General features: G+C 73.9%; 21 protein-coding genes. 8 read left to right on the top strand and 13 right to left on the bottom strand.

Annotation, left to right across the window (positions count from 1 at the left end):
- Window positions 1-175, bottom strand: a 175-nt coding sequence (locus LX83_RS35165) for a transposase domain-containing protein (protein WP_253779787.1), incomplete at its 3' end; no start/stop codon positions are given.
- Between the two features lie 228 nt (window positions 176-403).
- Here LX83_RS35165 and LX83_RS35160 point away from each other — a divergent pair.
- Window positions 404-967, top strand: a complete 564-nt coding sequence (locus tag LX83_RS35160) for a GNAT family N-acetyltransferase (RefSeq protein ID WP_253779779.1) — start codon at window positions 404-406, stop codon at window positions 965-967.
- Between the two features lie 35 nt (window positions 968-1002).
- Here the strand turns inward: LX83_RS35160 and LX83_RS35155 are convergent, their stop codons facing one another.
- Both LX83_RS35155 and LX83_RS35150 read right to left on the bottom strand, forming a co-directional pair.
- Window positions 1003-1773 carry an ABC transporter ATP-binding protein gene (locus LX83_RS35155; RefSeq protein ID WP_253779777.1) on the bottom strand — a complete coding sequence of 257 codons (771 nt, stop codon included), beginning with the start codon at window positions 1771-1773 and terminating at the stop codon, window positions 1003-1005.
- Window positions 1770-2060: a hypothetical protein gene (locus LX83_RS35150; protein WP_253779775.1), complete on the bottom strand. Its 291-nt coding sequence runs from the start codon at window positions 2058-2060 to the stop codon at window positions 1770-1772. The genes LX83_RS35155 and LX83_RS35150 overlap by 4 nt, the downstream gene beginning before the upstream one ends.
- Window positions 2061-2206: 146 nt before the next feature.
- Between LX83_RS35150 and LX83_RS35145 the strand changes: the two genes are divergently transcribed.
- The 4 genes from LX83_RS35145 (at window position 2207) to LX83_RS35130 (ending at window position 5997) form a co-directional block, all read left to right on the top strand.
- The gene (locus LX83_RS35145) at window positions 2207-3481 is read left to right on the top strand and encodes a sensor histidine kinase (RefSeq protein ID WP_253779772.1); all 1275 of its coding nucleotides are present in this window, start codon (window positions 2207-2209) and stop codon (window positions 3479-3481) included.
- Window positions 3469-4128, top strand: coding sequence for a response regulator (locus LX83_RS35140; protein ID WP_253779769.1), 660 nt, complete (start codon window positions 3469-3471; stop codon window positions 4126-4128). The genes LX83_RS35145 and LX83_RS35140 overlap by 13 nt, the downstream gene beginning before the upstream one ends.
- A gap of 230 nt (window positions 4129-4358) precedes the next feature.
- Window positions 4359-5216 carry a TIGR03619 family F420-dependent LLM class oxidoreductase gene (locus LX83_RS35135; protein WP_253779754.1) on the top strand — a complete coding sequence of 286 codons (858 nt, stop codon included), beginning with the start codon at window positions 4359-4361 and terminating at the stop codon, window positions 5214-5216.
- A 169-nt stretch (window positions 5217-5385) separates the two neighbouring features.
- Window positions 5386-5997, top strand: a complete 612-nt coding sequence (locus tag LX83_RS35130) for a hypothetical protein (protein WP_253779752.1) — start codon at window positions 5386-5388, stop codon at window positions 5995-5997.
- Here the strand turns inward: LX83_RS35130 and LX83_RS35125 are convergent.
- Entirely contained in the window at window positions 5946-7052 is a 1107-nt protein-coding gene (locus LX83_RS35125; protein WP_253779750.1) for a hypothetical protein, read from the bottom strand. The genes LX83_RS35130 and LX83_RS35125 overlap by 52 nt on opposite strands.
- 551 nt (window positions 7053-7603) lie before the next feature.
- Here LX83_RS35125 and LX83_RS35120 point away from each other — a divergent pair.
- Window positions 7604-8143, top strand: coding sequence for a hypothetical protein (locus tag LX83_RS35120; protein ID WP_253779748.1), 540 nt, complete (start codon window positions 7604-7606; stop codon window positions 8141-8143).
- Between the two features lie 32 nt (window positions 8144-8175).
- Here the strand turns inward: LX83_RS35120 and LX83_RS35115 are convergent, their stop codons facing one another.
- The 6 genes from LX83_RS35115 to LX83_RS35090 all read right to left on the bottom strand — a co-directional run bounded on the left by LX83_RS35115 (window position 8176) and on the right by LX83_RS35090 (window position 20316).
- Window positions 8176-9291, bottom strand: coding sequence for a YncE family protein (locus LX83_RS35115; RefSeq protein WP_253779746.1), 1116 nt, complete (start codon window positions 9289-9291; stop codon window positions 8176-8178).
- A 191-nt stretch (window positions 9292-9482) separates the two neighbouring features.
- On the bottom strand, window positions 9483-11657 hold the full coding sequence (locus LX83_RS35110) for an MBL fold metallo-hydrolase RNA specificity domain-containing protein (RefSeq protein ID WP_253779745.1): 2175 nt from the start codon (window positions 11655-11657) through the stop codon (window positions 9483-9485).
- Window positions 11654-18016, bottom strand: a complete 6363-nt coding sequence (locus LX83_RS35105; RefSeq protein WP_253779743.1) for a hypothetical protein — start codon at window positions 18014-18016, stop codon at window positions 11654-11656. Before LX83_RS35105 ends, LX83_RS35110 begins: the two co-directional genes overlap by 4 nt.
- A 364-nt stretch (window positions 18017-18380) precedes the next feature.
- Window positions 18381-18803 carry a PPOX class F420-dependent oxidoreductase gene (locus LX83_RS35100; protein ID WP_253779741.1) on the bottom strand — a complete coding sequence of 141 codons (423 nt, stop codon included), beginning with the start codon at window positions 18801-18803 and terminating at the stop codon, window positions 18381-18383.
- Between the two features lie 125 nt (window positions 18804-18928).
- The gene (locus LX83_RS35095; protein ID WP_253779738.1) at window positions 18929-19765 is read right to left on the bottom strand and encodes an SDR family NAD(P)-dependent oxidoreductase; all 837 of its coding nucleotides are present in this window, start codon (window positions 19763-19765) and stop codon (window positions 18929-18931) included.
- A 92-nt stretch (window positions 19766-19857) separates the two neighbouring features.
- Complete coding sequence (locus tag LX83_RS35090) at window positions 19858-20316, bottom strand: MarR family winged helix-turn-helix transcriptional regulator (RefSeq protein ID WP_253779733.1); 459 nt, start codon at window positions 20314-20316, stop codon at window positions 19858-19860.
- A gap of 51 nt (window positions 20317-20367) precedes the next feature.
- On the opposite strand from LX83_RS35090, the gene LX83_RS35085 reads away from it, so the two are divergent.
- On the top strand, window positions 20368-21021 hold the full coding sequence (locus LX83_RS35085; RefSeq protein WP_253779729.1) for a TIGR03086 family metal-binding protein: 654 nt from the start codon (window positions 20368-20370) through the stop codon (window positions 21019-21021).
- A 33-nt stretch (window positions 21022-21054) separates the two neighbouring features.
- On the opposite strand, the gene LX83_RS35080 is transcribed toward LX83_RS35085, so the two are convergent.
- Together LX83_RS35080 and LX83_RS35075 are read right to left on the bottom strand one after the other, a co-directional pair.
- Complete coding sequence (locus LX83_RS35080) at window positions 21055-22974, bottom strand: Calx-beta domain-containing protein (protein WP_253779726.1); 1920 nt, start codon at window positions 22972-22974, stop codon at window positions 21055-21057.
- A gap of 131 nt (window positions 22975-23105) precedes the next feature.
- Complete coding sequence (locus tag LX83_RS35075) at window positions 23106-23744, bottom strand: NAD(P)-dependent oxidoreductase (protein ID WP_253779724.1); 639 nt, start codon at window positions 23742-23744, stop codon at window positions 23106-23108.
- Window positions 23745-23851: 107 nt separating this feature from the next.
- Here LX83_RS35075 and LX83_RS35070 point away from each other — a divergent pair, with 107 nt between their 5' ends.
- Complete coding sequence (locus tag LX83_RS35070; protein ID WP_253779723.1) at window positions 23852-24442, top strand: TetR/AcrR family transcriptional regulator; 591 nt, start codon at window positions 23852-23854, stop codon at window positions 24440-24442.
- A 6-nt stretch (window positions 24443-24448) separates the two neighbouring features.
- Here LX83_RS35070 and LX83_RS35065 read toward each other — a convergent pair whose 3' ends face one another.
- Window positions 24449-25384 (bottom strand): DNA-3-methyladenine glycosylase family protein, encoded by a 936-nt coding sequence (locus tag LX83_RS35065; protein WP_253779721.1) that lies wholly within the window; start codon window positions 25382-25384, stop codon window positions 24449-24451.

The following is a 25384-nucleotide window of genomic DNA, read 5'->3' as shown; positions in this document are numbered from 1 at the left end:
CCATGGCCAGCACGAAGTACACCATGACCCGGGCGGGCAGCATGCGGACGCGCTGTTGGGTTCGGCGGGTCAGCGACAGTACCTGGTCGACCAGGGCGGGAGTGACGAGCTGGGTGAGTTCACCCAGGTGTCCCGGGGCGAACACCCCGGCGCTGTCCGGTGGGGTGTGGGGCATGACAGACTGGTATGGCAACGGAGTTCCCGAACAGAGTGATCTTGGTCGACACTCGTTCTACAGGAACTCCGTTGTCTGCTTTTCAACCCCCTCAGACGCACCTCGCCCACCACCTCTTGACGCCGGCCACCAACACCTAACTTCCCGGCATTGCTTTGCAAACCCCGCGAGTTGCACGTTCACGCAGGGCCGTTCGGGTGACGAGCACGCGTGACAGGATCGGGTTCCATGACGGAGCCACCGACCTTGTCCGCCCAGACGGTGCCAGCGGACCGGCTGGTCCTGCGCAAAGCGCGGGATGCCGACCGCGACGGGCTCGTCGAGATCTTCACCGACGCCGAGGTCCGCGCGCACCTGGGTGGCGTGCGTCCCCGCGAGGACGTCGAGCGGTTCCTCGACACCGTCGGAACGGCCAACACCACCGCGCAGCCGGGCAGCTACGTCATCGCCGACCGGCAGACCGACCAACTGGTCGGCATCCTGGGGCTGGGGCGCCGCTCGGCCGACCACCCCGGACACGTCACCCCGGAGGGCGGGGAACTGGAGCTGTCCTTCGTGCTGCGGCGCGGCGCCTGGGGTGCCGGCCTGGCGTTCGAGGCGGCCACGGCCGCGTTGCGCGCCGCCGCCGGGGAACTGCCCGACCAGCCCGTCCTGGTGGTGACCCAGACCGCCAACAGCCGGGCGCGCGCGCTGGCACGCCGGCTCGGCTTCACCGAGGTCGACACCTTCCAGCAGCACGACGCCGAGCAGACCCTCGCCGTCGCCGCCCTGGGCTCCTTCCGCGTCCCGTAACCGGACGGCGTGACCGGGTTCCTGGTGCGGTCGGGCTACCGGCCCGGCGCCAGTGCGGTGACGCGTCGGGCCAGCTCGGCCGCTGTGGTGGGCGCCTCGACCGTGTCCGCGACGCGACCACCGGCCATCAGCAGCACGCGGTCCGCCGGCGCCGCCACCGCCGCGTCCCGGGTGGCCAGCACCACGGCCTGCCCGAGGCCGTCCACCACCTCCCGCAGCAGCCCCACCGCCGCGCCGGCCTCGCGCGGGTGCAGCGCGCCGGTCGGCTCGTCGGCGAACACCACCGCGGGCCGCGCCACCACCGCCCGGGCCAGCGCCACCCGCCACTGCTCGACGCCGGACAGCTCGACCGGGCGGTGCGCCAGTCGACCGGCCAGCCCGACCCGCTCGGCCAGCGCGCGCACCCAGTCGTGGTCGGGTGCGGTGCCGGCCAGGCGCAGCGGCAGCGTGATGTTGTCCGCGACGCTCATCGCCGGCATCAGGTTGTGGGCTGCGAAGAGGAACCCCACCCGCAGCCGGCGCAGCTCGGCGCGGCGGATCTCGGACAGCGCGCCGATCTCCACCCCGTCAACGCGGGTGCTGCCGCTGGTCGGGGCGTCCAGCCCGGCCGCGCAGTGCACCAGGGTGCTCTTGCCCGCCCCGGGTGGCCCCAGCACCGCGACGAACGTGCCGCGCGCCACGGTGACGGACACGTCGTCCAGGGCGCGCGCGCCGGTCGGGTAGATCTTGCTGACGCGGTCCACCACCACGGCCGGTGATCTCATCATCCACTGTGGACTGTCGGCGGTGGCCTCGGCGGCGTTCATCCGCGCCTGCGGCGGTAGTGGTGGACGGCCAGTGCGACGGCGCACCCCAGGGTGACCAGTCCGAGGCCGATGCCGACGAGCACGGTGTCGTCCAGTGACGAGAACACCGCGTTGCCCGCGGCGCTGACCACCAGCACCAGCCACAGCACCGGACGCAGCACCCCGGCCCCAGCGCCACTGTCCGATGTGGACGACCGCAGCGAGTCGCCCGGTGACTCGGGAAGGGGATCGCTGTCGCGGTACGGCTCGGCCACGGTCCGCTCCTCGGTCGGCAGGTCGGCTGGCACGCGCTGACGCTACGGAGCCGGCGCCGCGGCCGGCGATCCCGCCAGCACGACGGACCAGGTACAGCAGGCTGTACTTCTCGGCCAGGTGCCTGGCGGCCCGCTGACGCACGTGATGTCCTAGGGTCTGCCGGAGGCAGGAGGTGCGAATGGCGACCCGGGACAGCGCGTCGCAGGGCCCGCGCCGGGTTGGGCGGTGGGACCTGGCCGGCCGCGCCCGCACCGGCCTGGACGGGCTCGAACACCTCGTCGGCGGGCTGGGCACCGCGGTGCCGGCCCTGGCCACCCTGATCGTGCTGGCCGGCGTGGCCCTGTCCTGCCTGGCCGGGGTCGGCCTCGTGGTGGCACCGCTGGCGCTGCGGCTGCTGCGCGTGCTGGCCGACCGGGAACGCGGCCGGCTGTCCCGGTGGAGCGGGCGGGAGATCGTCAGCCCGGAGCCGGTGCCGGCCGGGCTGGGCGCCGCCCTGCGGGACTCCGCCGTGCGGCGGGAACTGTGCTGGGTGGCCTGCCACTCGGTGCTGGGGCTGCTGCTCGGCATGATCGGCCTGACCCTGCCGATCTGGGCGGTCCAGGACGCCACCTTCCCGCTGTGGTGGCACCTGGTGGCGGAGGCCGACGCCGCACCGTCGATCGACCTGTGGACCGTACGCGACGTGTCCGGGGCGCTCGCCGTCGGTCTGCTCGGCGTGATCTGGGTCGCGGTCGCGGTGACCCTCACCCCGGCGATGGCGCGGTTGCAGGCGTGGCCGGGGCGCCGCTTCCTGGTTCCCGACCCCGGCACCGACCTCGCCCTGCGCGTCGCGCAGCTGACCGCGACCCGCGCCGCGGCACTGGACGCGCACGCCACCGAGCTGCGCCGGATCGAGCGGTCGCTGCACGACGGAACGCAGAACCGGCTCGTCGCGGTCACCGTGCTGCTCGGCGTGGCCCGGCGCGCGCTGGCCCGCGACCCGGCCGACGCCGAGGCCGCGCTGGACCGCGCCCAGGACGCCGCCGAGCAGGCGCTCGCCGAGCTGCGCGCGGTGGTGCGCGGCATCCTGCCGCCGGTGCTGGCCGACCGCAGCCTGGCCGACGCGCTCACCGCGCTGGCCGCGGCCTGTCCGGTGCCCTGCCGGATCGACGCGGACACCAGCGAGCGCTGCGCGGCGTCCGTGGAGGCCACCGCCTACTTCGTGGTGGCCGAGGCACTGACCAACATCGCCAGGCACAGCAACGCCCGGCACGCCTCGGTGGTGCTGCGCCGCCAGGACGACCGGCTGTGCCTGCGGGTCACCGACGACGGCGACGGCGGAGCCGACGAGCACACCGGGTCCGGGCTCGCCGGTATCCGCCGCCGGGTCGAGGCGCACGACGGCGCGTTCGCGCTGACCAGTCCCCCCGGCGGACCCACGACCCTGACGGTGAGCCTGCCATGCGGATTGTGATCGCCGAGGACGACCCGCTGCTGCGCGAGGGCCTGGCGCTGCTGCTGCGCGCGGAATCCCTCGACGTGGTGGCGACCACCGACAACCCAGGCGACTTCCTCGCCTCGGTCGACGAGCACCGGCCCGAAGTGGCCATTGTGGACGTTCGGATGCCACCGACGCACACCGACGAGGGCATCGTCGCGGCGGTCGAGGCGCGACGCCGGCAGCCCGACCTCGCGGTGCTGGTGCTGTCGGCCTACGTCGAGCAGGCGTTCGCCACCGACCTGCTCGCCGGCGGCGGCGCCCGCCTCGGGTACCTGCTCAAGGAGCGGGTGGGCCGGGTCCAGGAGTTCCTGGACGCACTGCACCGGGTGGCCGGCGGCGGCACCGCCATCGACCCCGAGGTCGTGGCCCAACTGCTGGTCCGCACCCGGCCGGACACCCGGCTGGACCGGCTCAGCCCCCGGGAGCGCGACGTGCTGGCGCTGATGGCCGAGGGACTGGGCAACGGCGCCATCGCCGAGCGGCTCGTGGTCACCGAAGGCGCCGTGCACAAGCACATCCGCAGCATCTTCGCCAAGCTCGACCTGGCCCCCACCGACCGCGCCGACCGGCGGGTCACCGCGGTGCTGCGCTACCTGGAGGACGCCCGCCGCCGCGCCTGACCCGAGCCCCTGCGCCGGCGTTGCCCCGACCGTCGGGTTCGCCCCGACACCGGGCCCTGACACCGGGCCCCGACACCGGATCCTGACACCGGGCCCCGACACCGGGTCCTGACACCGGGCCCTGACATCGCGTTCGCCCTTGCCGTCGTGGTTGCCTTGACGTCGAGGGGAACTCCTAGGCTCCGGCGCGACCGACCGTGGCGCACACGCCGTCGACAGGGGAACCGAGGATGAAGTTCGCGATCAACTACAGCACGCCGTACCTGGGCGCCGACCCCGACGCCATGGTGGCCTTCGCCCAGCACGCCGAGGAGCGCGGCTTCGAGTCGCTGTACCTGCAGGAGCACATCGTGCTGTACCCGGGCGCCAAGTACGGCGCCACCGACCTGCCCACGGCACTGCCCTACCCCGACCCGCTCGACAGCCTGAGCTTCCTCGCCGCCGCCACCCGGCGGATCCTGCTGGGCACGGGCGTGCTGCTGCTGCCGTACCACCACCCTGTGGTCCTGGCCAAGCGCCTGGCCACCGTCGACGTGCTGGCCAAGGGGCGGATGCGGCTGCTGACCGTGGGGCTGGGCACGCTGCCGGGTGAGGCGGCCGCGGTGGGCGTCGACTTCGCCACCCGCGGCCGGCGCGCCGACGAGGCCATCGACGTGCTGCGGCTGCTCTGGGCGGGCGGCGAGGACGGCGTCAGCTTCCACGGCGAGTTCTTCGACTTCGACAACATCTGCTGCTTCCCGAAACCCGTTGGCACACCCCACCTGCCGATCCACATCGGCGGGTCGAGCCGGGCCGCGGCCCGCCGCGCCGGCCGCCGCGGTGACGGCTACTTCCCCGGCGGCGCGCTCGACGACGACGAGCGCCACGCCCAGCTCGCCCTCGCCCGGTCAACCGCCGCCGAGTCCGGCCGCGACCCGAACGCCCTGGAGTACACCCGCTGGGGCTCGATCACCATGTCCACCGAGGCGGTCGAGGAACTGGCCGAGGAGGGCGTGACCCGCATCCTGGTGGCGACCACCCCGGGCAGCCTGGACCAGCAGCTCGACCAGATGTCCGCGTTCGCCCAGCGAATGGGCCTGTCCAGCTAGGCATCCGCTCTGCTGTTCCCGAGGGGCGCGCGGGAACAGGTCACGACGCACGGGTGCGATCAACCCACCCGCGGGTGGCGGTCCGGGCCTGCGGGCGGGCCTGGATTGGCGTACTACTACATCGGCGTTGCGGACGCCCTGACACGATCACGAGGTGAGGAGGACGCGGATGCCGGGAGACAACGGGCTCTGCCTGTCGGCCGCGCCGTCGAGGGGCGTTGGCACCCGTCTGCCGGTCGCCGGTCCGCTCGTCCAGGCCGCGCGCCTGCTGGACTGGGACGGGACGGTTGTGGAGCGCATGGCGTTGTTCGGGCAACGCGTGGCAGTGGTCGCCACCGTCGACTGGCAAGCGCACGCGGCACGGGTGACGGCGGGTTGGGGTCCGGTCACCGACCGGATGTCGATCGCGATGTGGGAGGAGTGGGCGGAACAGCACGGCACCGTTCCGCCACCTGTCATCAGCCTCACCGGGGTTCTCGCCCAGGGGAAGGGCTGGCAGCGCGTGCTGTCCGCGGTCGGGGGGTTCGTCGGCTTCGGCTCGACCGCGATCCTGCTGCACCAGGACCACGCCCCCAACCGGCACTGCCTGATCACCGCCCAACTGCACGGCGTGGCGGTGCTACGCCGCGGAACCACCGCCGATGATCTGGAACTCCTGCAGCCAGGCCGGTCCGGGCCCGTCCCCACCGCCCGCCCGACCACGGTGAGTCGCTGGGTGACCGAGTTGATCTACGAGCGCCTGCTTGCCGACGGACTCCTCACCGGGCCGGATGACGCGTAGCCGCGCTCGCGCAGGAGATCGCGCCAGTTTTCCAGAGCTTTGGGCGCCTTCCAGCCGAAGACGGTGCCGCAAATGCTGACGTGCTGGAACAGGGCGCTGTCGCACTGGGAGTACCAACTCCGGCGCCGCTGCACTGGCCCGGCGCCTGGCCCCAGGATGTCATTCCTGACCTGGTAGAGGGTCTCCAGTGAATGCAGGTAGGCCATGGTTTCGGGGCGGGGCGCCGAGCCCAACCAGTTGAGCGCCCTGCCACGGCAGTATGGACACTCGCAACACCACAACTGGTTGTCCGGGTCAGCCTGAACCGCTTGGTCGATCTTGTTCAGTGAGAGGTACGCCAGGCAGCCGAGCACGACCGCTGCCGGCTGGGGACGGTTGGCAAACCCGGTGCCGACCGGATAGAGGTGCCGGAGCGCGCTGGTGGTCCCCACCGCCGCGGCCAACGCCCCGTAGCACAACGCGCCCAGCGCTGACACGTCGCACCGCAGCACGATGACCGGTACGGATGAACTGAGCAGCGTCACCAGACCGTCAAGTGCGTAACGCACGCTCAGGGGATCGCCCGTGTGCTCCATCGCCACGGCGACGGGAACTCCGGCGGACCGGACGTGCTCGATGAGCGCCGGTAGCCCTCGGTTGGCGGCCAACCAGCTCACGTGCAGCGCGAGCGGCACGACAACGTCCTCACTGATCTTTCCTGCGAGGTCACGGGCTCTGCGCAGGAGGTTGATCAGGCCCGCCTCATCGCCCTCGCCGACGTACCCGGTGTCCGGCATGACCGCGGCGAGCGGAAGCCTGCGCTGAAAAGCGATCCAGCCGTCGTCAAATGCCTCACCGGCGACCTTCCGGTTCTTCCCCGCGTAGCGTGCACGATCGAGCAGCACTGGCCGGGCATATCCCTGCCGGTTCAACAGGTCTTCGGCCACATCCCGCGTGTTGTCTCCGGTGAGTACGAGGCCTCCGCCACTGCGGTTCGAACATTCGATCGCATCGACCAGACGTTGTTTGTCGATTTTGGCCTGCACGAGCAGAGTGTCGGCCAACGCCTGCCGCAACCGAATTGAGCCTGATTCCAGCAACTGTGCCTCGCCTCCCCAACAGATGAATGGCTGGAGCGTTCGCCACGGTGGAGAGCCGCAACCGTGTACGAGGTGATGGCCAAGGACAGCGTGAACGCTCTCGCCGCGCGTTCCGCACTGCCGGCACCGGATTCGTGGACGGCCGATGTATCAGAGACACCACTCAGATGGCATCAACTGTACCCAGTGGTGCCGCTCCGCGTGGCCGAATAGCCCCTTGGTGGGAAGGCCGGTTAAGCGGAACAAAGCACTCTGCTGACGAGCGTACGAACGCAACCAGGACCACTAAGGCATTCGAGTGATGCAGCTGAGACGCCTGGATGATTCACACCCAGAACTGCCACACGTCGTATCACTCGCCAGCAAGATCGTGAATTCTCTGCCAGATCGAGCCAAGGAGCGTGACACCTGTGCCATACGACCCGAACCAACCCCGCGACAAACAGGGCAGGTGGACGAAAGCTGGCGGGGGCGCTGCCGCCGCGGTGCTGGCCGGTTTGCTCGCGGCAGCGGGTGGTGGGGACGCGGTGACATCCGTTGGCGCAGGACTGGACGCCGCCGCGGGCGAACGCCCGGTCAACGCGAGAACGGCGCGGAGTCAGGACGCCGCGAAAAAGGGCGACCGGGCGCAGGCGTGGGAACGGATGGCGCTGAAGGAACTCAAGAACGACGTGCGCCACGACCTCCAGTGCGCGGTGCAGTCGTTCGGCCAGGTGCGACAGTTCTTCCTGCGCCAGCCGTGCGACAAGCTCGACCAGCTGCTGTTCGCGGTGAGCGACCCGCAGGGCAACGTCGTCGTCGGAACGGTCATGTGGGTGCGCATGCCCTCAGCTGACTCCGCGGGACAGCTCAAGCAGGTCGAGGACATCCACGGCACCGGTGACATCACCCCCTTCGGCACCCAGGTGCTGAAACTCGGGGACATCCGGTTCACCGGCAAGCACTACCGATCACGGCGGGACGGTTCGCTCGTCGTCATCGCCGAGACCGAACCCGCACGCGGTCGGCCCTCCACCGCGCTGCTCGACGAGGTGGCGACGGTCGCCGTTGTGCTGCCGCCCCTGTGAGGTCGGCCTCGGCTCGTGCCCGGTGGGCCGCGCTACGGCTGGCCGGGCGTGAGGATCGTGAGCAGTCCGGCGTCCAGTTCGTGGTCGCGGCCCACCGCGTAGAGGGTGTCGCCGCTGGGTGCGGCGGCGAGGTCGGTCACGTCCTGGATCATCGGGTCGAGGGTGCCCAGGACCACGCCGTCGGTCTGGTCCAGCACGGTGATCGCGCTCGGCGCCACGCGGCCGTCCACTGTGTACAGTCGGCCGCCCGGGCCGGCCACCGGGTAGCTGGGCAGCAGGCTCAGCGGGAGTTGTGCGGTCCACTCGACCTCGTCGGTGCCGGTGTGGACCAGGCTGAGGTGGTGCGGCCCGCTCCGGTTGGCGGTCATCGGGTACAGCCGACCGCCGTCCGGGCTCGCGGCGAGGCTGACGACGCCGACCGCGGCTTCGGGCAGGTCCACCGTGCGGGTCACGGCCGGCGGCAGCTGGGACACGTCCAGGCGGATCAGGTCCGGGACGTCGGTGAGGTAGCCGCGCCTGCCGGCCACGTAGAGCGTGGCGTTGTCGGGCAGCGCCGCGAGGCCGGTCAGGTCCTCGCCCTCGACCGGCACCGTGGTCACCTCACCGGACGCGGTGTCCAGCACGATCAGCCGGCCCCGGTCGCGCTTCTTGTAGGACCGGGGCCCGTTCTGGGCGATGTAGAGCCGCCGGCCGTCGGGTGACAGGGCGCTCGCCCCGTACCCGCCGGCGCTCCAGCCCTCCGGGCGCGGCTGGTCGGGCAGTGGGTGGGTGGCGAGAACGGTGTGGCTGGCCAGGTCGATCACGGTGACGTCGGCGGCGCCGAGCGCATAGACCCGGCCGCCGTCCGGGCTGACGTGCAGCGCGCCAGCTTCCAGGCCCGGCACCGGGATGCTGGCGGTCACCGCGCGGCTGGCGGTGTCCAGCACGGTGATCACCGCGCCAGCCCCGGACCCGGCGTCACCGGTCAGGTAGGCGGCACTGCCGTCCGGGCTCAGCGCGATGTCCCAGACATCGTGCCCGAGCACCAGTCTGTCCGATGTGGATGGTCCTGGCGCGGCGCCCGCCGGTGCGGTGCCCAGCACCAGCCCGGCCCCGGCCAGCAGTGCCACCAGCACCGCGGGCCCGCGCCGGGCGCGCGTTCCGGTCATGGATGTCCCCTCTCTCCGGCCGCGGGCACCGAATGCCACCACCGGACCGCGCGGCGAGTCCACACCCATCACAACGGCGGTGGCCCCGCCCTGTCATCGGCCGTTGGACGTCACGGCGCCCCTGGCTGGGCGGGCGTTCGGGCGAGCAGCGGCGTGGCTACCCGTGCCATCACGGTCGGTGTTGTCAGCGGTCAGGGCTGCCAGCGGTCGGTGCGGGTGACGTGGTGGCCGAGGCGGCGCAGGTGGTCGGCGAACTCGCGCTGCGGGCGGGGCATGCCGTGCACGAGCATCACCGCGTCGGCGTTGACCCGGTTGATGATCGAGGTGAGACCGGTCCGGTCGGCGTGCGCGGACAGGCCGAACTTGGCGACCCTGGCGTTGACGTCCACGCGCTGGCCGTCGAGTTCGAAGCTGGCGCCGGCCTCGTCGGCGAGGGCGAGCAGGGCCGCGCCCGGGGACTCCGCGTCCTGGTAGCCGGCGACCAGCAGCGCGGCCGTGGGGTCGGGCAGGATCGAACGGGCCCACTGCACGGCTGGCCCCGCGGTCAGCATGCCCGACGTGGTCACGATGACCCCGCGCCGGAACGACGTGATCAGTTCGCGCCGCTCGTCCACGGGCACCTCGCGGACGTTGGCGCCGTAGATCCGCAGCGGGTTGTCCCCGGCGGCGGTCTGCTTCTCGTAGATGCGGGTGATCTCCTTGGCCATGCCGTCGATGAGCACGGGCACGTCGGGCAGCCGCTCGCGCAGGGTGAGCGCCACCTCCTGGGCGCGGCCCAGCGCGAACGCCGGCACCAGCACCCGGCCGCCGGAGGCGATGGTCTCGGCGACGGTCGCGACGAAGTTCTCCACCTCGGCGGGCCGGCGCGTGCCGGTGGGCTGGCAGTGCGTCGACTCGATGACCAGCAGGTCCGAGTCGCGTGCGGCGTCGGGCAGCACCAGGCCGGGCGTGGTCGCCTGAGCCAGGTCGCAGACGTCACCGGTGACGGTGACGCGGCGGGGCCCCGCGGTGACGACCACCCCGGCCGCGCCGAGGATGTGGCCGGCCGGGAACAGTTCCACGGTGACGCCGTCGGCGACCTCCACCACCCGCCCGTAGGCCAGTTCGCGGATGCGGCGCTGCGCGGCCAGGGCGTGCGGCTGGGTGTAGGGCGGGTCCGGGGCGGGCTCGCCGCGGGAGAGGTGCTCGTGCCGGCTGCGGGTGAACACCTTGACCGAGTCCGCCCACATGGTCGGCAGCAGCGCGGCCGTGTCGGCCGTGCAGAACACGTCCAGGTGCGGGTGGTCGGCGACGAGCGCGGGCAGGTAGCCGGCGTGGTCGTGGTGCGCGTGGGTGATGACCACCGCGTTGAGGTGGCCGGCGCGGGCCAGCTGGATACCGGGCGGACCGGCCTGGTCGAGCGGCTGCTTGGGGCGCATGCCCGCGTCCACCAGGATGCGCACGTCCCCCACCTCGACCAGCACGCACGAGCCGCCGATCTCGGTGCCGCCGCCCAGCGGGGTCACGGTCAGCTGCCGGTCGGCCAGCACCACGGCCGTGCCGCGCGGCTCCGGTGCGGGCGGGTGGCGCACCGTGTCGAGCACCTGGAGCAGTTGCGCCGCGGTGACACCGGCCGCGGCCAGTGCCGCGCTGATCAGCGGGTCGGTGACGGCGGCCGGGGCGGCCCCGTCCTGGGGTGGTTCTGGCGTGGGCCGGTGTTCCCGTTCGCGGGGGTCGACGTCGACGGTGGCGTCGGTGGCCTGGTCCGGTGGGCGCACGGCGGCGGCGATGACCTCGGCGGCGTGCTGGACGTCGCCGGCCAGCGCCGCGTGCTGCTGGCGGACGGCGGCCAGTTCCGCGCGCAGCGCCGCGATGGTGGCCAGCGCGTCGTCCCGGTCGGTGAGGGCGGCGGACAGCTCCGCGCGGGCGGTGTCGCGTTCGGTGATGACGTAGGCCAACTGGCCTTTGGCCCGGTCGCGCGCGGCCCTGGCCTCGGCGAGATTGCGGGCGGCCCGCGCCGCCGCCTTGTCACCGGCGTCGGGCCTGGCCGTTCTGGCGGCGCGGCGCGCGGCGCGCCGGCTCGGCCGCTCGGCCAGCCGGCCGGGGTCGGCGCCGAGCGCGGTGGCGGCCTGCTCGGCCCGCGCCGGATCGGCGGCGACCAGGTCGCGCAGCAGGTCGGGGCCGTCGGCCAGCTCCGCCGCGTACGCCTCGGCCAGGCGTGCGCGCAACCCGGGGGCGCGGGCGATCACCAGCAGGATCGCCCTCGGGTTCAGGGCGGCGAACTCGTCGGGGTCGATGTCCTGGCCGGCGTAGCCGGGCGTGTCGAGCACCTGCCTGGCCGCGTCCCTGGCCAGCGCCGCCAGCAGGTCCCTCGGCCGGCGGCTCACCTGGGGCCGGTCCCGCCCGGGGCACCGGCGGTGGTGGTGCCGGCGGTGGTGGTCGCCGCGGCCATCACCGGCTCGACCCGCAGTTGCCCGTCCTCGGCGGTGACCAGCAGCCCCAGCGTCTGCAGCACGTCGACGACGTCACCGGTGTCGCGGTAGCCCAACTCGGCGAGCCGGGGCCCGGTCAGGGCCGCCGCACCGCCGTCAGCGTGCAACTGGAGGTACTCGGCCAGGGTGGTGGCGTCGGCGCGCTCGCCGGCGAACTCCCCGCACAGGATGGTCCACGCCTGGGTGAGCGCGGCGTCGGCACGCACCCCGGACGCGGTCACCAGGGCGTCGGCGTAGCCGGGGTCGGCCAGCTGGGCGCGGATCGAGGCCAGCGGGTCGTGCCCGGGTGACTCGTGCTCGCCGGCCAGTTCCTCGGCCACCCGGTTGACGTTGACCGGCCAGCCGCCGGTCACGGCCAGCAGTTCCCCCCGGGAGGCGTCGTCCTGGAACGGCAGGGTGGTCTCGTTCAGCCACAGCCGCAGGTCGGTGTTGTCGTAGCGGCGCAGGCCGATCACGGACGAGGACGCGTCGGACTGGGCCGAGGCGATCGGCCACAGCGGCGCCTGCTCGGCCGTGGTGATCAGCACGATGCCGAGCGTGCCGCCGGAGTGCGCGGCGATCAGTTCCCGCGCCTGCCGCCAGGCGTCCAGCGCGGCCTGCCGGCTGGCGTGCTTCGCGTCGACCACCACCACCGCGTGCCCGCCGGCGGCGCGCACCGTGGCCTGCTCGCAGGTGTGGCGCAGCTGGCCGATGGCCGAGGCCGGGCGCAGGTGGCCGCGCCGCCCGTGGGAGGCCTTGTCGTTCTCGTACCTGAGCACCTTCAGGCAGCGCTCCACGGTGAGCGCGGCCGAGCCGGCGATGAGCCGGACCTGACTGCGCGGGGCGAGCAGGTCGGCGATCTGCTGGGAGGTCAGCGGGCCCCGGGTGACGCCGTCGCCGAACGGGGGCCGCATCAGCGACCCGTCGAAGCTCTCCGGCAGCTGCAGGGACTCGGCCTGGTCGAGCACCTCGTCCACCTCGTCCTTGGACCCGAGCAGGTCGAGCACGTTGGGCGTGCGCAGCCGGTAGCCACCGTCCGCGTAGGACAGCACACCCAGGTCGACGCACTCGTCGAGCAGCGCGTGGAACTCGCCGGCGCGCACGTCCTCGGCGGCGAAGCCCCTCGGCCACCACTGCTCGCACTCGCTGCGCAGCTGGGTGGGTGTGAGCGTGGCGCCGACGCCCTCGGAGTGCGCGTGGAACGCCACGCTGTAGGCGATGACCTTGTAGCGCGGGTCGAGGTTGAGGGTCCACTCGAACCGCTTGCGGAACGAGTTGCGCAGCCCGTCGTCGGACCAGACCGCGGCGATGTCCGCGCCGGTGACCACCTGGGGCGGGGCCGTGACCGGCAGCGGCACGCGGTGCAGGTTGTGCAGGAGCTGGGCGCCGAACAGCTGGATGAGCGCGGGCTGGTTGTTGGCCAGCGCCAGCACCCTGGCCGCCTGGTCGCTGCTCTCGAAGCGGTAGCCCAGGGCCCGCAGCGGTTGGGTGAGCAGGTCGTAGGCCGGCTGCGGGGCGAGCGGGCCCACGCAGATGGGGTCGCCGAAGTGGGCTAACGGGTGGTTGGCCAGCCGCTCGAACCGGGCGGTCTGGTGCAGTCCGGCGAACACCACCTTGACGGCGCGGCCGGTGGACTCCATCAGCTCCCGGAAGTGGCTGACGTGCTTGAACCGGCCGTCCTCGGCGTCAGCGTCCAAAAAGGAGTCCGACTCGTCGAGCAGCAGCAGGAGCTGGCGGCCGGGCCGGGCCGCGATCCAGCGCCCGACCGACCGGGTGAGCGCGGCCACCACGTCACCGGACGGGCGGTCCTGCGGCACGATCCGCTTCTCGGCCAGGCTGGGCCACAGCGAGTTCCACACCGTGTCCACCGGGTGCGACTGGCCGACGTTGAAGATGGACAGGTAGACGGCGTGCCGGGCGTTGCCGTCGTCGAACTCCCGTGCGGCGGCGCGCAGCAGCGCGGACTTGCCCAGCTGGCGGCCGCCGTAGACGATGCACGGCCCCATCATGTCCACGACCTTGTCGCGCTCCTCGGTGCGGCCGTAGAACATCTCCTGCGCGACCAGGCCCGCCACGTCCGGGGTGAACGGCACCGCCGAGGTGAACGGCAGCGTGATGGACATGGTGATGTCCCGGCCGGGTTCGGGCTGCGCGGCCAGGTAGGCGAACGCGGCGTCGTCGACGACGGCGGTGACCGGCAGGCGCCGGCCCCGGTGGAACTGGTTGGCCAGCTCGCGGCGGGCCGCCGGGTCGAGGGTGCCGAAGTACAGCACGACGATCGAGTGGTCGGCCGGTTCCGAGCGCAGCAGTTCGACGAGTTCCTGCGGGGTCGGCGAGCGCCACACCGCGAGCAGCCGCAGGGTGTCGCCGGACGGGCTCATCCGGCTGCCGAACGCCGGGATGAGCGCCTTGCCGGCGGTGGCCCGCACCCCGGCCAGGTGCAGCCAGGACGAGCGGCCCCGGGACTGCCCCCGGTGCGCGGCCGAGGGCGGCACGGTCACCTTCTCGGCGAAGAACCCCAGTTGTTCCAGGACCGCCTTGACGTAGGTGTGCTTGCCGACCAGCGAGCGCTCGTCGGCCAGCGCGGCCCACTGGTCGATGCGGCCGGCCGCGGTCTTGGCGCGGGCGATCTGGCCCAGGTCCAGTCCGGCCGCGGCCAGCGCGTCGGCCAGTCCGCCGCTGTCCGGGGTGCGGCCGGCCTCGATGGCCAGCCTGAGTTCCACCAGCGGGTCCCGGCCACCCCGGGTGGCGGCGCCGAACAGCTCCGGGAAGGTCGGGTGGAACCGGGACAGGTGGTCGATCTCGTCGCGCGGACCGGGCAGGTCCCGGCCGCCTCGGATGGTCTCGCGGTACTCGTTGGCGGTGGTGATGTCACCGCTGTCGATGCAGCCGAGGATGCGCTCGCGGGCCGAGGCGGGGACGTCGGCCTCGGCGAGTTCGGCGCGGGCCCTGGCGATGGCGGCCTCGACGCACGCGGCCCGCTCGGTCTCGATGGCCGCGAGGGCGGCCAGCATGGTGTCGAAGTCGCGCCGGGCGCCCCTGGCTCGCGCGGCGAACGCGCCGGCCCGCGAGGACAGGTCGGCCCACTGGTCGAAGGTCAGCCGGCCGAACCGGCGGTCCGAGTCGATGGCACTGGTGAGGGTGTCCACGATGCCGTCGATCTTGTCGGCCGAGGCCTGCACGGCCCGGTCCCGCTCGGCGGTGAGCCGGCGCGCCAGCTGCGGCCTGGTCGGTCGCAGCATCTCGATGAGGATCTGCGTGCCGACCTGGTCGTGGGTGCGCGCGCGGTGCTCGAACGCCTCGGTCCAGCCGGTGTCGCCGGCGCGCAGCGCGGTCGCGGCCCGGTCGATGTCGGCCACGGTCACCGGCCGCAGCGGGGTCAGCGCGGGGTCCAGCGGCAGGTCCGCGGCCAGCGCGAGCGGCCCGTTCACCACCCGGTCGGCGGGCAGTTCGGTCTTGTCGAACGTGGCGGTCCCGTCGAGCAGGTCCAGGGAGTCGGCCAGCAGCGCGAGCCCGGCCTCGACCGCGGCGTCGCGGGCCGGTGACCCGCTGCCGGTGAGCGCGCGCAGTTCGGCGAAGGCACTGGCCCGCACGGCCTTGACCTGGTTGCGCAGCTCGGCCATGGGGTCGGCCATCCAGGTGCCCGCCGCCGGCCGGTTGAGGTCGTCGGTCACCTCGATCCACCGGGCAAGCAGGTCGGTGACGCGGCCGGTCAGGTCGAGGAACTTGTCGCGGGCGCGTGCCTCGATCCGGCGGATGCGGCGGGTGCCGGCGATCTGCCTGGTGTCCCGGTCGATGGCCTTGTCCAGGGACTGCGGCGAGCGCAGTTCGGCGACCCGGGCCCGCACGGTGGCGACGTCCGCGTCGGACCGGGAGCCCGAGGCCACGATGGACAGCGGGGCGCCGAGGTGGCCGGTGGGCGCGATCCAGGACTGCCACAGTTCGGTGGCCAGGGCGTAGCGGATGGTGCGCGACGGGCCGGCCTGCAGCTCGGCACGGGCCTCGGCGGCCAGCCCGTCGTGCGTGGCCTCGGCTTCGGCGGCCTCGGCCACGGCGTCGGCGCTGCGCGGGGTCAGGTAGGCGCCGCTGTAGATCGCGGCGAGCAGCGCCTCGGTGAGCTGGTCCACGGCGGGGCCGGACTTGACGATGCTGGTGGCGATGTCGCGCAGCGGGCCGGCGGCGTGGGTGATCGGCGAGAGCAGCCCGGCGCGCACGGACGCGGCGTAGGTCAGCATCTGCAGGCCCAGGTCGTCGTCGAGCTGGCCGGCGTCGAGCTGGGTGGCGGTGTCGGCGAAGGCGACCGCGTTGGGCCCGGCCGAGGTGCGCATGGCCAGGGCGTGCGCGGCCAGCCGGTAGCCGGCGGTGACGGCCCTGGGCTGGTCGAGCGCGGTGCTCAGCCAGGCCGCCAGCGCGAACTGCCGGTCGCGGAGCAGGCCGGCGCACAGCAGCTCGGCCCGGCTGTGCGGGTCGGCGCTGGTGTGCGGGTCGGTGGGGCTGTGCGGGTCGGCCACCGGCTCATCGGTCCCGGCGGTCACCCCGCTGTCCCCGCCCTCGGTGGCCACCGGGCCGGGCGCGGGCCGCGCCGGCGCCGCGGTGCTGTCGGGGGCCGGCCGGGCCGACGGGATGGTGAAGGTGAGCCCGGCGAGCGCCGCGTCGAGTTCGTCCACTTCGGACTCGCCAGGCGCGGGGGCCGGCTCGGCGCCGGGCCGGTCGAGCGCGGCCGGCGCCTCGGTCAGCACCTCGGTCAGCGCCTCGGTCAGCACCGCTGGCTCCGTCGCTGACACGTCCACAGTGGACTCCGTCGGCCCGGTGTCCCCGGCGTCCCCGGCGTCCACGCCGTTCTCGGTGTCTGCGGCGTTCTCGGGGTCTGCGGTGTCCGGGATGTCCTCGGCCGGCTCGGTGACGGGGAGCTGGCCCAGCAGCGCCAACGTCACCAGCGGGGTCGCCGTGGGCAGTTCGGCCTGGACGAGACGGGTCAGTTCGAGGCCGCGGCGCGGATCGCGGTCGCCGAGTTCGATGGCGCTCACCAGCGCGTCCAGCGCGGCGAGCACGCCCGGACCGGTGGTCTCGTCGGCCGAGGCGGCCAGCGCGGCCACCTCGGCCGCCTCGGTCGCCGCGTAGTCGGGCGCGACCAGCCCGGTCAGCGTCCGCACGCGCCGCAGCAGCTCCCGGACCGAGTTCGCCGCGGTGATCTCGTCGAGCAGGCACCTGGCGCGGCCCAGCGTGTCGGGCACGGCACCGCCGGCGGCGGCCCCGACCGCGCGGAACAGCGCGGTCATCGACTCGGTGACCGCGACCAGCGCACCGACCTGCTCGGCCTGCGGGGCCCGGCCGGCGGCCAGGTCCGCGTCGAGCGCGGGTAACACCTCGGCGCGCACGGTGGCCGCGTCGTGCTCCAGCCCGTCCAGCCGCGCCACCAGGTCGGCCACCCGCTCCGGCTCCGCCGGCACCGGCCCGGTCACCCCGGTGCTGCCCAACGCGGTGCTGTCCAACGCGGAGCCGTCCCACGCGGGGCCGTGCGACGCGGGCCGCCCGGCGGGTTCCGGCTCGTCGCTGCCATCCGCCGCCGGATCGGCGTCACCGGCCGGGTCAGCGGTGTCGTCCAGGTCCAGTCGGTCCACCAGCCGGACGAGTTCGTCGAACGGGATCGGCTGGTCCGGCAGCAGCGGCTCGCGCCGCCGCACCCGGTGCCACACCGCGCGGGCAATCGCCTGCTGGTCGGTGGTCCACCACGGCGGCGGGTCCGCGACCAGCCACGCCAGCGCGGCGACCGACCCGCCGTGGCCGGAACTCGCCATCGACGACCAGGCGGCCATCCGGGTGGTGCGGCTGGCACCGAACTCGTCCGCGTTGCGCAGGCCGTCCAGGATCTCCGAGCCCGCCAGGAACCCGAGGTGGTCGGCCTGGCCGGACAGCAGCGCGGCCAGCTCGGTCGGCTCCAGCTGGTCGGTGTAGGTGGTGCCGGTGACCGCGGCGGGCAGCACGTCGTGCAGGATCTGCGCGGCGCGATCCTCGTCGGCGCGGGCCAGCGCGGAGCGCAGCGACCGGGACAGCACACCGGGTGGGGCGGAGCGCCGGACCTTGAGCACCTGGTGGACGAAGCCCAGCGTCCTGGGCGGCAGCCGGTGGATCTCGTCGAGCACGTCGGTGGGGGTCAGCCGGGCGGCGGCGGCCTTGGCCGGCCGGATGGTGCGCAGTTCGCGAACCTCGTCCTCGGTCAGCGACCCGAACCGGCTCTCGCCGGGCACGTGGGTGTCGTGGCCCAGATCGGTCACCGTCGCACTCCTCGCGTGGCGGTGTGCCAGGCCTGGAGGGACAACGCTGGTCTGGCCGGCCAGCCGGCTGACGAGCCACCGGGCGGGGCGATCATGGTGCGCATCCAACCTGCTTTTCCGCGTGTGGGGGTGCTGGTCAGGTGGTTCCGGTCGAGCACGAGCACCGGCCCTCGGTTGGTCGTTCCTCCCGTCGTCGCGGGAAGATCGCGCACCGGGCCGCGCGCGACCTAGTGTGCCCCATGCCACACTCGGCGCCGCAAGGGCGGCCGCTCGTCCAACGCGGTGGACCACGCACCTGGCCGAACCCCCACGGGTCCGGGGACCGAGCCCAGGGCCACTGCCCCGGACCCGGCCGGGTGCCGGCCTAGCCGCTCGCCTGGCTGCTGTCCCGGAAGTCGCCCCAGCCGTGCCAGCGGTCCACCTCGATCCACGCGCTGACCCGGCGGCGGTCCCGCTGCGGGTAGGGCTGGCCCCCGTAGTGCCGGGACAGCCGGTCGATGTCGGCCAGCCCCTCGTCGTCGCGCAGCTCGGTGACGCGCCCGATCAGCGTCACGTGCGTGTACCAGTTGTCGCTGTCCAGCACGGTCAGCGTGACCCGGGGGTCGTTGCGGATGTGGTCGAGCCGCCTGCGGCCCTCGTCCATGTTGACCAGCACCCGGCCGTCCTCCCACAGGTACCAGGTGGCCGTGGACACGGGCTGGCCGTCCGAGCGCAGCGTGGTGATGACGGCCGGGTTGGGTTTGCCGAGCATGGCGACCGCGGCCGCCGGGAGCGGTGGCGTGGACATGGCTCCTCCTCGTTGCCGGTGGTGTGGCGTGATCGGGTGGCAGTGGACCACGCCGGCACCTCCCGGCCACGCGCCGACACGCTGGCGCCACCCAGGACCGCCGGTCGCGGTGCCCGGCCCGCGGCTCAGGTGCGCAGGTAGGAGGCGCCGTTCAGGTCGAGCACCGCGCCGGAGGCCCAGGTGGCCCCGGGTGAGGCCAGGTAGAGCACGGCGGCGGCGACCTCCTCCGGGGTGCCGACCCGGTCGAACGGGCTCTGCGCGCGGATCTGCTCGCCCTGGGTGTCGAGCCAGTCGGCGACCCGCTCGGTGGCCACGAACCCGGGCGCGACCGAGGCGACCGCGATGCCGTGCGGCGCGAGGGAGACCGCCAGGGACTGGCCGAACGCGTGCAGCGCCGCCTTGGTGGCGCCGTAGGCGGGGTGGTCGGGCTCGCCGCGGAAGGCGCCTCGGGAGCCGATGTTCACGATGCGCCCGGCACTGCCGTTGTCGATCATGTGGCGGGCCGCGCAGTAGCTGACGTTGGCCGTGCCGAACAGGTTCACTGCGGCGGTGCGCTGCCACGCCTCCTGCCACTCGGCGTAGGACGTGGTGGGCAGCGGGTGCGGCACCATCACCGCGGCGTTGTTCACCAGCACGTCCAGTCCGCCCAGTGCCGTGTCGGCCTCGGCGACCAGCTCGGCCACCCGCGCCGGATCGGTGAGGTCGCCGCTGACGATCACGTGCCCGGTGCCGGCCAGCCCGGCCAGGGTCTGCTCGGCGTCGGGCCCCCGGGTGGAGCAGTGCACCGCGACCCGGTCGCCCTGGCGGGCGAACGCGGTGGCGATGGCGCGGCCGATCCCCCGGGACGCGCCGGTGACCAGGACGCCCCGGCGCGCCGGACGATCACCCGGGTCCGCGGCTGCGAGCCGGGGCCCGGTTCCGAACTCGCCCGCCCCGCCCGGGCCCTGCCCGCGATCGGTCATCTCCGGTCTCCCTCCACTGCTGACGAGGGCCTGACTCTCACCGCCGGACAGTGCGATGTCAACAATCGGACCCGCGCCGGCCGCGGGGGTGCTCACTCGGCGGGTGGTCCGGCGATCTCCTCGGGAGGCAGGCTCGACAGCGTCCGCACCGCGCGCAGGAAGCCGCGGCGGTCGGCCGGGGGCAGCCGGGCGAGCAGCCGGTTCTCGTTGGCCTGGATGCCGGCCTGGGCGGCCCGGCGCACCCGGCGGCCGTCGTCGGTGATGGCGAGCAGGCGGGCGCGGCGGTCCGCCGGGTCCGGCTCCCGCACGATCAGCCCGGCCTCCTGGAGTTCGTCGAGGGTGCGGATGATCCGGGTCTTGTCGGCGCCGATGGCCTCGGCGAGCGCGGCCTGGGTGCGCACCGGCCTCTCGTCCAGCGCGGTGAGCACGGTGTAGCCCCACATGGAGAGCCCGTGCGCGGCCAGCACCGGCAGCTCCGCCGCCATCAGGGACCGCACCAGCGGGTACAACATCGCGGCCAGGTCGCGGCGTTCACCAGCGGGATCGGACATGCGGCGACGATAGCCGTTGACACATGATAAGCAGGCGCACATGATGTGCACGTGCCTACTAATTCCCCGGACGCCCCGACACCGGCGTTCGCCACCGTCGACTTCGACGTGGTCACCTTCGACCGGCAGGCGGTGCACGCCAGCCTCGCCCTTGTGGCCCAGGTGAGCGCGGACGACCTGACCAGGCCCACCCCGTGTCCTGAGTGGACACTGCACGGCCTGCTCACCCACATGACCGCCCAGCACCACGGCTTCGCCTCGGCCGCCAGGGGTGAGGGCGACCCGGCGCTGTGGCGCTCGCGCCCACTGGGCGAGGACCACGTGGCCACCTACCGGGAGTCGGCCGAGCGGGTGCTGGCGGCCTTCGCCGCCGACGGCGTGCTCGACCGGACCTTCCCGCTGCCCGAGTTCGGCCCGGGCGCGGCGTTTCCCGGCCGGCTGGCGATCAGCTTCCACTTCATCGACTACGTGGTGCACTCCTGGGACGTGGCCAGGACGCTGGGCCGGACCGTGGAGTTCGAGCCGGACCTGCTCACCGCCGCGCTCGCCGTGGCCAGGGCCGTGCCCGACGGTGCCGCGCGCCGCAAGCCCGGGGCCGCGTTCGCCCCGGCGGTCGCCTGGTCGGGCGGGTCGCGGCTGGACGAGATCGTGGCGCTGCTCGGCCGCCGCCCCACCTGGCCGGACCGCGCACCGGCGGCGGGCTGAGCACCCAGCCGCCGGTCACGCGCTGCCGGGTGATCAGCCGCGGCAGGGGTTGCCGTGCGGGTGGGCGGTGGAGCCGTGGACGTCCGCGCGCGCCTCACCGATGACCACGTCGGCGAGCACGGTGTCCAGCGCCACGGCCCGCTGGACCACCGAGGTGGCCGTGGTCTCGGTGCTGTTCAGCGTGAGCGACCCGATCACCAGCGGGATGGTCACCGGACCAGAGCCGATCTCCGTCGGCACCCCGTTGATCTTCAGGGAGGCGACCGTCGAGTCGCCGGAGAACCGGGGGACCAGTCCGCCCTCTCCCGGCACGCACCGGGCCGAGGCGGTCGACCTGATCACGCCCAGTTCGATGGTCAGCCCGAGGGTGCTGATCGTGGTCGTGTCCACCGAGGCGGTCGCGGTGGCGTTGTCCCCCTCGGCCGGCGGCGCCGAGGTCAGCTCGCCCGGCGTCTGGACGGTGGTGGCGGTCAGCGCCTTGGCGTTGACCGCGAGCGCGCCCGCGTTCAGGCCGACCCGCGCCACCGTCTTGCTGTCGGGCACGCACGGCACGTCGCTCGGGTTGGCCACCACCGGTTCGACGCCGACCAGGTTCAGCGCGCTGGCCCGGCAGGAGAACACCCCGTCGCGGTCGTCGTCGACGATCGTGCCGACCCCGGTCGGGTCGGTGATCGCCGCGCCGCTGGCCGCGGTCAGCGCCACGGTGAACGTCTCGTCCAGCTCGTCGGTGGTGTCCCCGGTGACCGGCACGGTCACCACCGCGCTGGTCGCGCCGGGCGCGATCGTCACCGTGCCGCTGGCCGGTGTGTAGTCCCCCGGTGCGCCGGCGGTCCCGTCGGCCGTGGTGAAGTCGACGGTCACCGGGCCGGGGCTGGGCCGGTCCAGGCTCACCGTGAAGGCCGCCGGCGTGCTGCCCGCGTCGCCCTCGGCGACCGTCACGTCGTTGACCCGCACGCCGGGCACGTGCACCGTGGTCCGCTCGACGAAGCCCCGGGACGCGCCGTCCACCAGGAAGTCGACCGTGCAGTGGTAGGTGCCGGCGGCTGCGCCCTGCTGCACCGTGATCGTCTCGGTGAAGCTGGCCTTGTCCCCGCTGTTCACCGTCTGGCTCGCCGGGGTGAGCACCACGCTCAGCTGCGGGTCGCACGCGGTGATCGTGGGCGTGACCGTGACCTTGACGGCCTGGATGCCGTCCAGGATGGCCTGGGCGACCTGGTCAGCCGGGACGTTGTTGAGCAGCACGCCGCCGGTCGCCGTCACGATCGAGGTGGCCTGCCCGCCGGTGTCCAGACCCGAGCCGGCCGCGCCCATGTTGACCGCGACGACCCGGATCCCGGCGGCCTGCAACGCGGCGACGGCGTCGGCCAGGGTGTGCCCCTGGCTGGGGTCGTGCGAGGGCGCGTCCCCGAACCAGGCCAGGATCCTGGTGCCGTCCGGCCGGAACGCGACGGCCCCGGAGCCGATCTCGAACAGGGCGTTGACGGCGGCCTCGGGGAAGTCGCCGCCGCCGGAGGCGACCCAGGCGTCGATCCCGGTCTGCACGGCGGCGGTGTCCCCGGTGAGGTTCTGGTTGACCCGGAAGACGAACGGGTCCGTGGCGTCGCGGTACTCGGCCACCGCGAACTGGGCGCTGGGCTGGGCGGACAGCACCGCGCTGGTCACGCTGGCGGCGTTGGCCCGGACGTTGGCGATGGCACCGCCCATGCTCCCGGTGGTGTCGGCCAGGAACACCAGGTCCGGGTTGGGCGGGACCGAGGGCGTGGTGACGGTCTTGGCGACCGTGGCACTGGCGCCCGGACCAAGGGTGACCTCGACGTCGGACGGGTCGACCTGGGCCGCGGCCGGCGGTGCCGCGAGGGCCACCGCGGTGGTAGCCCAGGTGGCGAGCGCGGCCAGGGCGGCCACCCCGGCTCTGCGTAATCGTGTGGGTGCGGACGTGCTCCGAACGGACATCGATGTCCTCCCAACGGGGGCCCGAGTCTCGGGCCGTGCCTGAGCCATCGGGAGGACGTGACGCCGCGTTACACGATCGGTGACAGTTGGTAAGCGAAACTGACGATCACCGGGCGATGGTGGCCGAGCGGTCAGTAGCCAACGCAGACCACGGCGCGGACCGCGGTCGGCTCGCCCACCTGGTGCAGCACGCAGTGGGCGAGGTCGGCGCGGGACAGCCGGATGCCGCCGCGCACGTTGCGGTTCAGCGCGGTGCGGTAGCGGCGGGTCAGCGGGCCGTTGGTGAGCATGGGCGGGCGGACGACGGTCCAGTCGACCGCGCTGTCGCGGATCGCCCGCTCCATGGCGCGCATGTCGGCGAAGGAGTGCCGCAGCACGCGTCGCAGCACCGGCTTGACCGCGTACCGGGTGAGCGGGCCGTCGCCGCTGTCGCTGAACGCGCCGCTGGCGCTGACCGCGACCAGCCGGCGCGTGCCCGTGGCGTGCATGGCGGCCAGGATCGCCCGAGTGCCCCTGGCGCACACCTCGGTCGGGGCGCTCACCTGCCGGGAGCCCAGCGCGGTGACCACCGCGTCCGCGCCGGCCACCGCGGGCGCGATCGCCTCGGCGTCGAACACGTCGGCGCGCACCACGGTCAGCCGGGGGTGCTCGGTCACGGCCAGGGTGGACGAGGCGCGCGCCACCGCGGTCACGTGGTGGCCGGCGTCGAGCGCCTGGGCCAACACCTGGCCGCCGGTGCCACCGCTGGCACCGAACACGGTCAGCTTCATCGTGGGCTCCTGTCCTGCTGTCCTGCCCCGCCGAGGGCGGGGTGAGTAAGTGCTTACTCTCCCCTATCCTGGGTAAGCACTCACTCACCTGTCAAGCGGAGGCAGTCGTGTCGGACACCCGGGCGCGGATCGTGGCGGCGGCGGCGCAGGTGATGCACACCCGCGGGCTGGCCCGCACCACCACCAAGGAGATCGCCAGGGCCGCCGACTGCTCGGAAGCGTTGCTGTACAAGCACTTCCGCGCCAAGGAGGACCTGTTCCTCGCGGTGCTGCGCGAGCGCACCCCCGGTGATCTGGAACGCCTGCTGGGCACGCTGGCCGACCGGGTCGGCCGGGGCGCGGTGGCGGACACGCTGACCGAGGTCGCCGCCGCCGCGCTCGCCTTCTACCAGGAAACCTTCCCGATGGCCGCGTCGATCTTCTCCGAGCCCCGGCTGCTCGCCGCCCACCGCGGCGCCCTGGCCGAGCGCGGCGCCGGCCCGCAGCACGTCAACACCGCGGTCGCCGACTACCTGCGCGCCGAACAGGCCGCCGGCCGCGTCCGGGCCGACGCCGACGCCGACGCGCTCGCCGGCCTGCTGCTGGGCGCGTGCTTCCAGCGCGCCTTCCTCAGCCACCTCACCGACCTGACCGCCACACCCGAACTGGCCGAGGCACTGGTGCGGGAACTCCTGCCCGGACTCACGCCAGCCGGGTGAGTCAGCTCAGATCGCCCGGTAGTCGCGGCCGGCGTAGCGCGGCCCGTAGCGGGGGCGGCGGAAACCGGAGGCCTCCACGTACCGGACCGCGCGCTGCCGCTGCGGCGTGTACGGGGCCAGCACCCGCAGCATGCCCTCGTCGTCCAGCGGCCGGCCGACCAGGGCCCAGCCGACCACGCTGGGAATGTGGAAGTCGCCGACGCTGACCGCGTCCGGATCACCCCAGGCCCGCTGCGCCACCTCGGCGGCCGTCCACACCCCGATGCCCGGGACCAGGCACAACAACCGCCGGCCGGCCGCGCCGCGCAGGGTGGCCGCCCGCTCCAGCCGCGACGCCACCTGCGCCGAGGCGACCAGGGCCCGGCGCCGCCCGCCGTCGACGCCGGCGCGGTGCCACTCCCAGTCCGGCACGGCCAGCAGCGCGGCCGGGGTGGGCGGCACCCGCATCCCGGCCGGCATGCCCACCGCCGGCCCCGGCGCGGGCAGCCCGAACCGCCGGCACAGCTCCCGCCAGGACCGCCGCGCCTCGTAGCCGGTGACCTTCTGCTCCAGCACCGCCGGCACCAGCGCGTCCCACACCCGCCCGGTCGCGCCCAGCCGCAGCCCGGGCAGCCGCCGCCGGGTGTCGGCGACCAGCGGGTGGTGCGCCTGGAACCCGCTGTCGTCATCGTCGGCGCCGAGCAGCGCGGGCACCCCGGCCAGCAGCCACTCGGCCCCCGCGCCCCACGCCGCCGCCCGCACCTCGCCGGCACCGGCGCGGCGCACCGCGAGCGTGCCAGGGCCGGCCGGGGTGTTGGCGGTCAGCCAGTGCGCGCCGTCCTCGGCGAGCTGGTGGGTGGGGTCGCCCCGGCCGCGGCGCAGCGGCGCCAGCACGGCGGCCAGGTCCAGCGGGAACGGCGGGCGCCAGCACCGGGTGCTGGCGCGGGTCACCCCAGCGGTCAC

It is taken from the genome of Goodfellowiella coeruleoviolacea, assembly GCF_024171785.1.
Classification (GTDB): domain Bacteria; phylum Actinomycetota; class Actinomycetes; order Mycobacteriales; family Pseudonocardiaceae; genus Goodfellowiella; species Goodfellowiella coeruleoviolacea.
This window is presented reverse-complemented; position numbering and strand designations above follow the sequence as displayed.

What these genes read in the sequence shown, in the direction of transcription:
- LX83_RS35160 (WP_253779779.1), top strand. Translation starts at nt 404, where the DNA reads ATGACGGAGCCACCGACCTTGTCCGCCCAGACGGTGCCAGCGGACCGG.
- LX83_RS35130 (WP_253779752.1), top strand. Translation starts at nt 5,386, where the DNA reads ATGCCGGGAGACAACGGGCTCTGCCTGTCGGCCGCGCCGTCGAGGGGC.
- LX83_RS35080 (WP_253779726.1), bottom strand. Translation starts at nt 22,974, where the DNA reads ATGTCCGTTCGGAGCACGTCCGCACCCACACGATTACGCAGAGCCGGG.
- LX83_RS35145 (WP_253779772.1), top strand. Translation starts at nt 2,207, where the DNA reads ATGGCGACCCGGGACAGCGCGTCGCAGGGCCCGCGCCGGGTTGGGCGG.
- LX83_RS35100 (WP_253779741.1), bottom strand. Translation starts at nt 18,803, where the DNA reads ATGTCCACGCCACCGCTCCCGGCGGCCGCGGTCGCCATGCTCGGCAAA.
- LX83_RS35140 (WP_253779769.1), top strand. Translation starts at nt 3,469, where the DNA reads ATGCGGATTGTGATCGCCGAGGACGACCCGCTGCTGCGCGAGGGCCTG.
- LX83_RS35075 (WP_253779724.1), bottom strand. Translation starts at nt 23,744, where the DNA reads ATGAAGCTGACCGTGTTCGGTGCCAGCGGTGGCACCGGCGGCCAGGTG.
- LX83_RS35115 (WP_253779746.1), bottom strand. Translation starts at nt 9,291, where the DNA reads ATGACCGGAACGCGCGCCCGGCGCGGGCCCGCGGTGCTGGTGGCACTG.
- LX83_RS35090 (WP_253779733.1), bottom strand. Translation starts at nt 20,316, where the DNA reads ATGTCCGATCCCGCTGGTGAACGCCGCGACCTGGCCGCGATGTTGTAC.
- LX83_RS35155 (WP_253779777.1), bottom strand. Translation starts at nt 1,773, where the DNA reads ATGAACGCCGCCGAGGCCACCGCCGACAGTCCACAGTGGATGATGAGA.
- LX83_RS35095 (WP_253779738.1), bottom strand. Translation starts at nt 19,765, where the DNA reads ATGACCGATCGCGGGCAGGGCCCGGGCGGGGCGGGCGAGTTCGGAACC.
- LX83_RS35135 (WP_253779754.1), top strand. Translation starts at nt 4,359, where the DNA reads ATGAAGTTCGCGATCAACTACAGCACGCCGTACCTGGGCGCCGACCCC.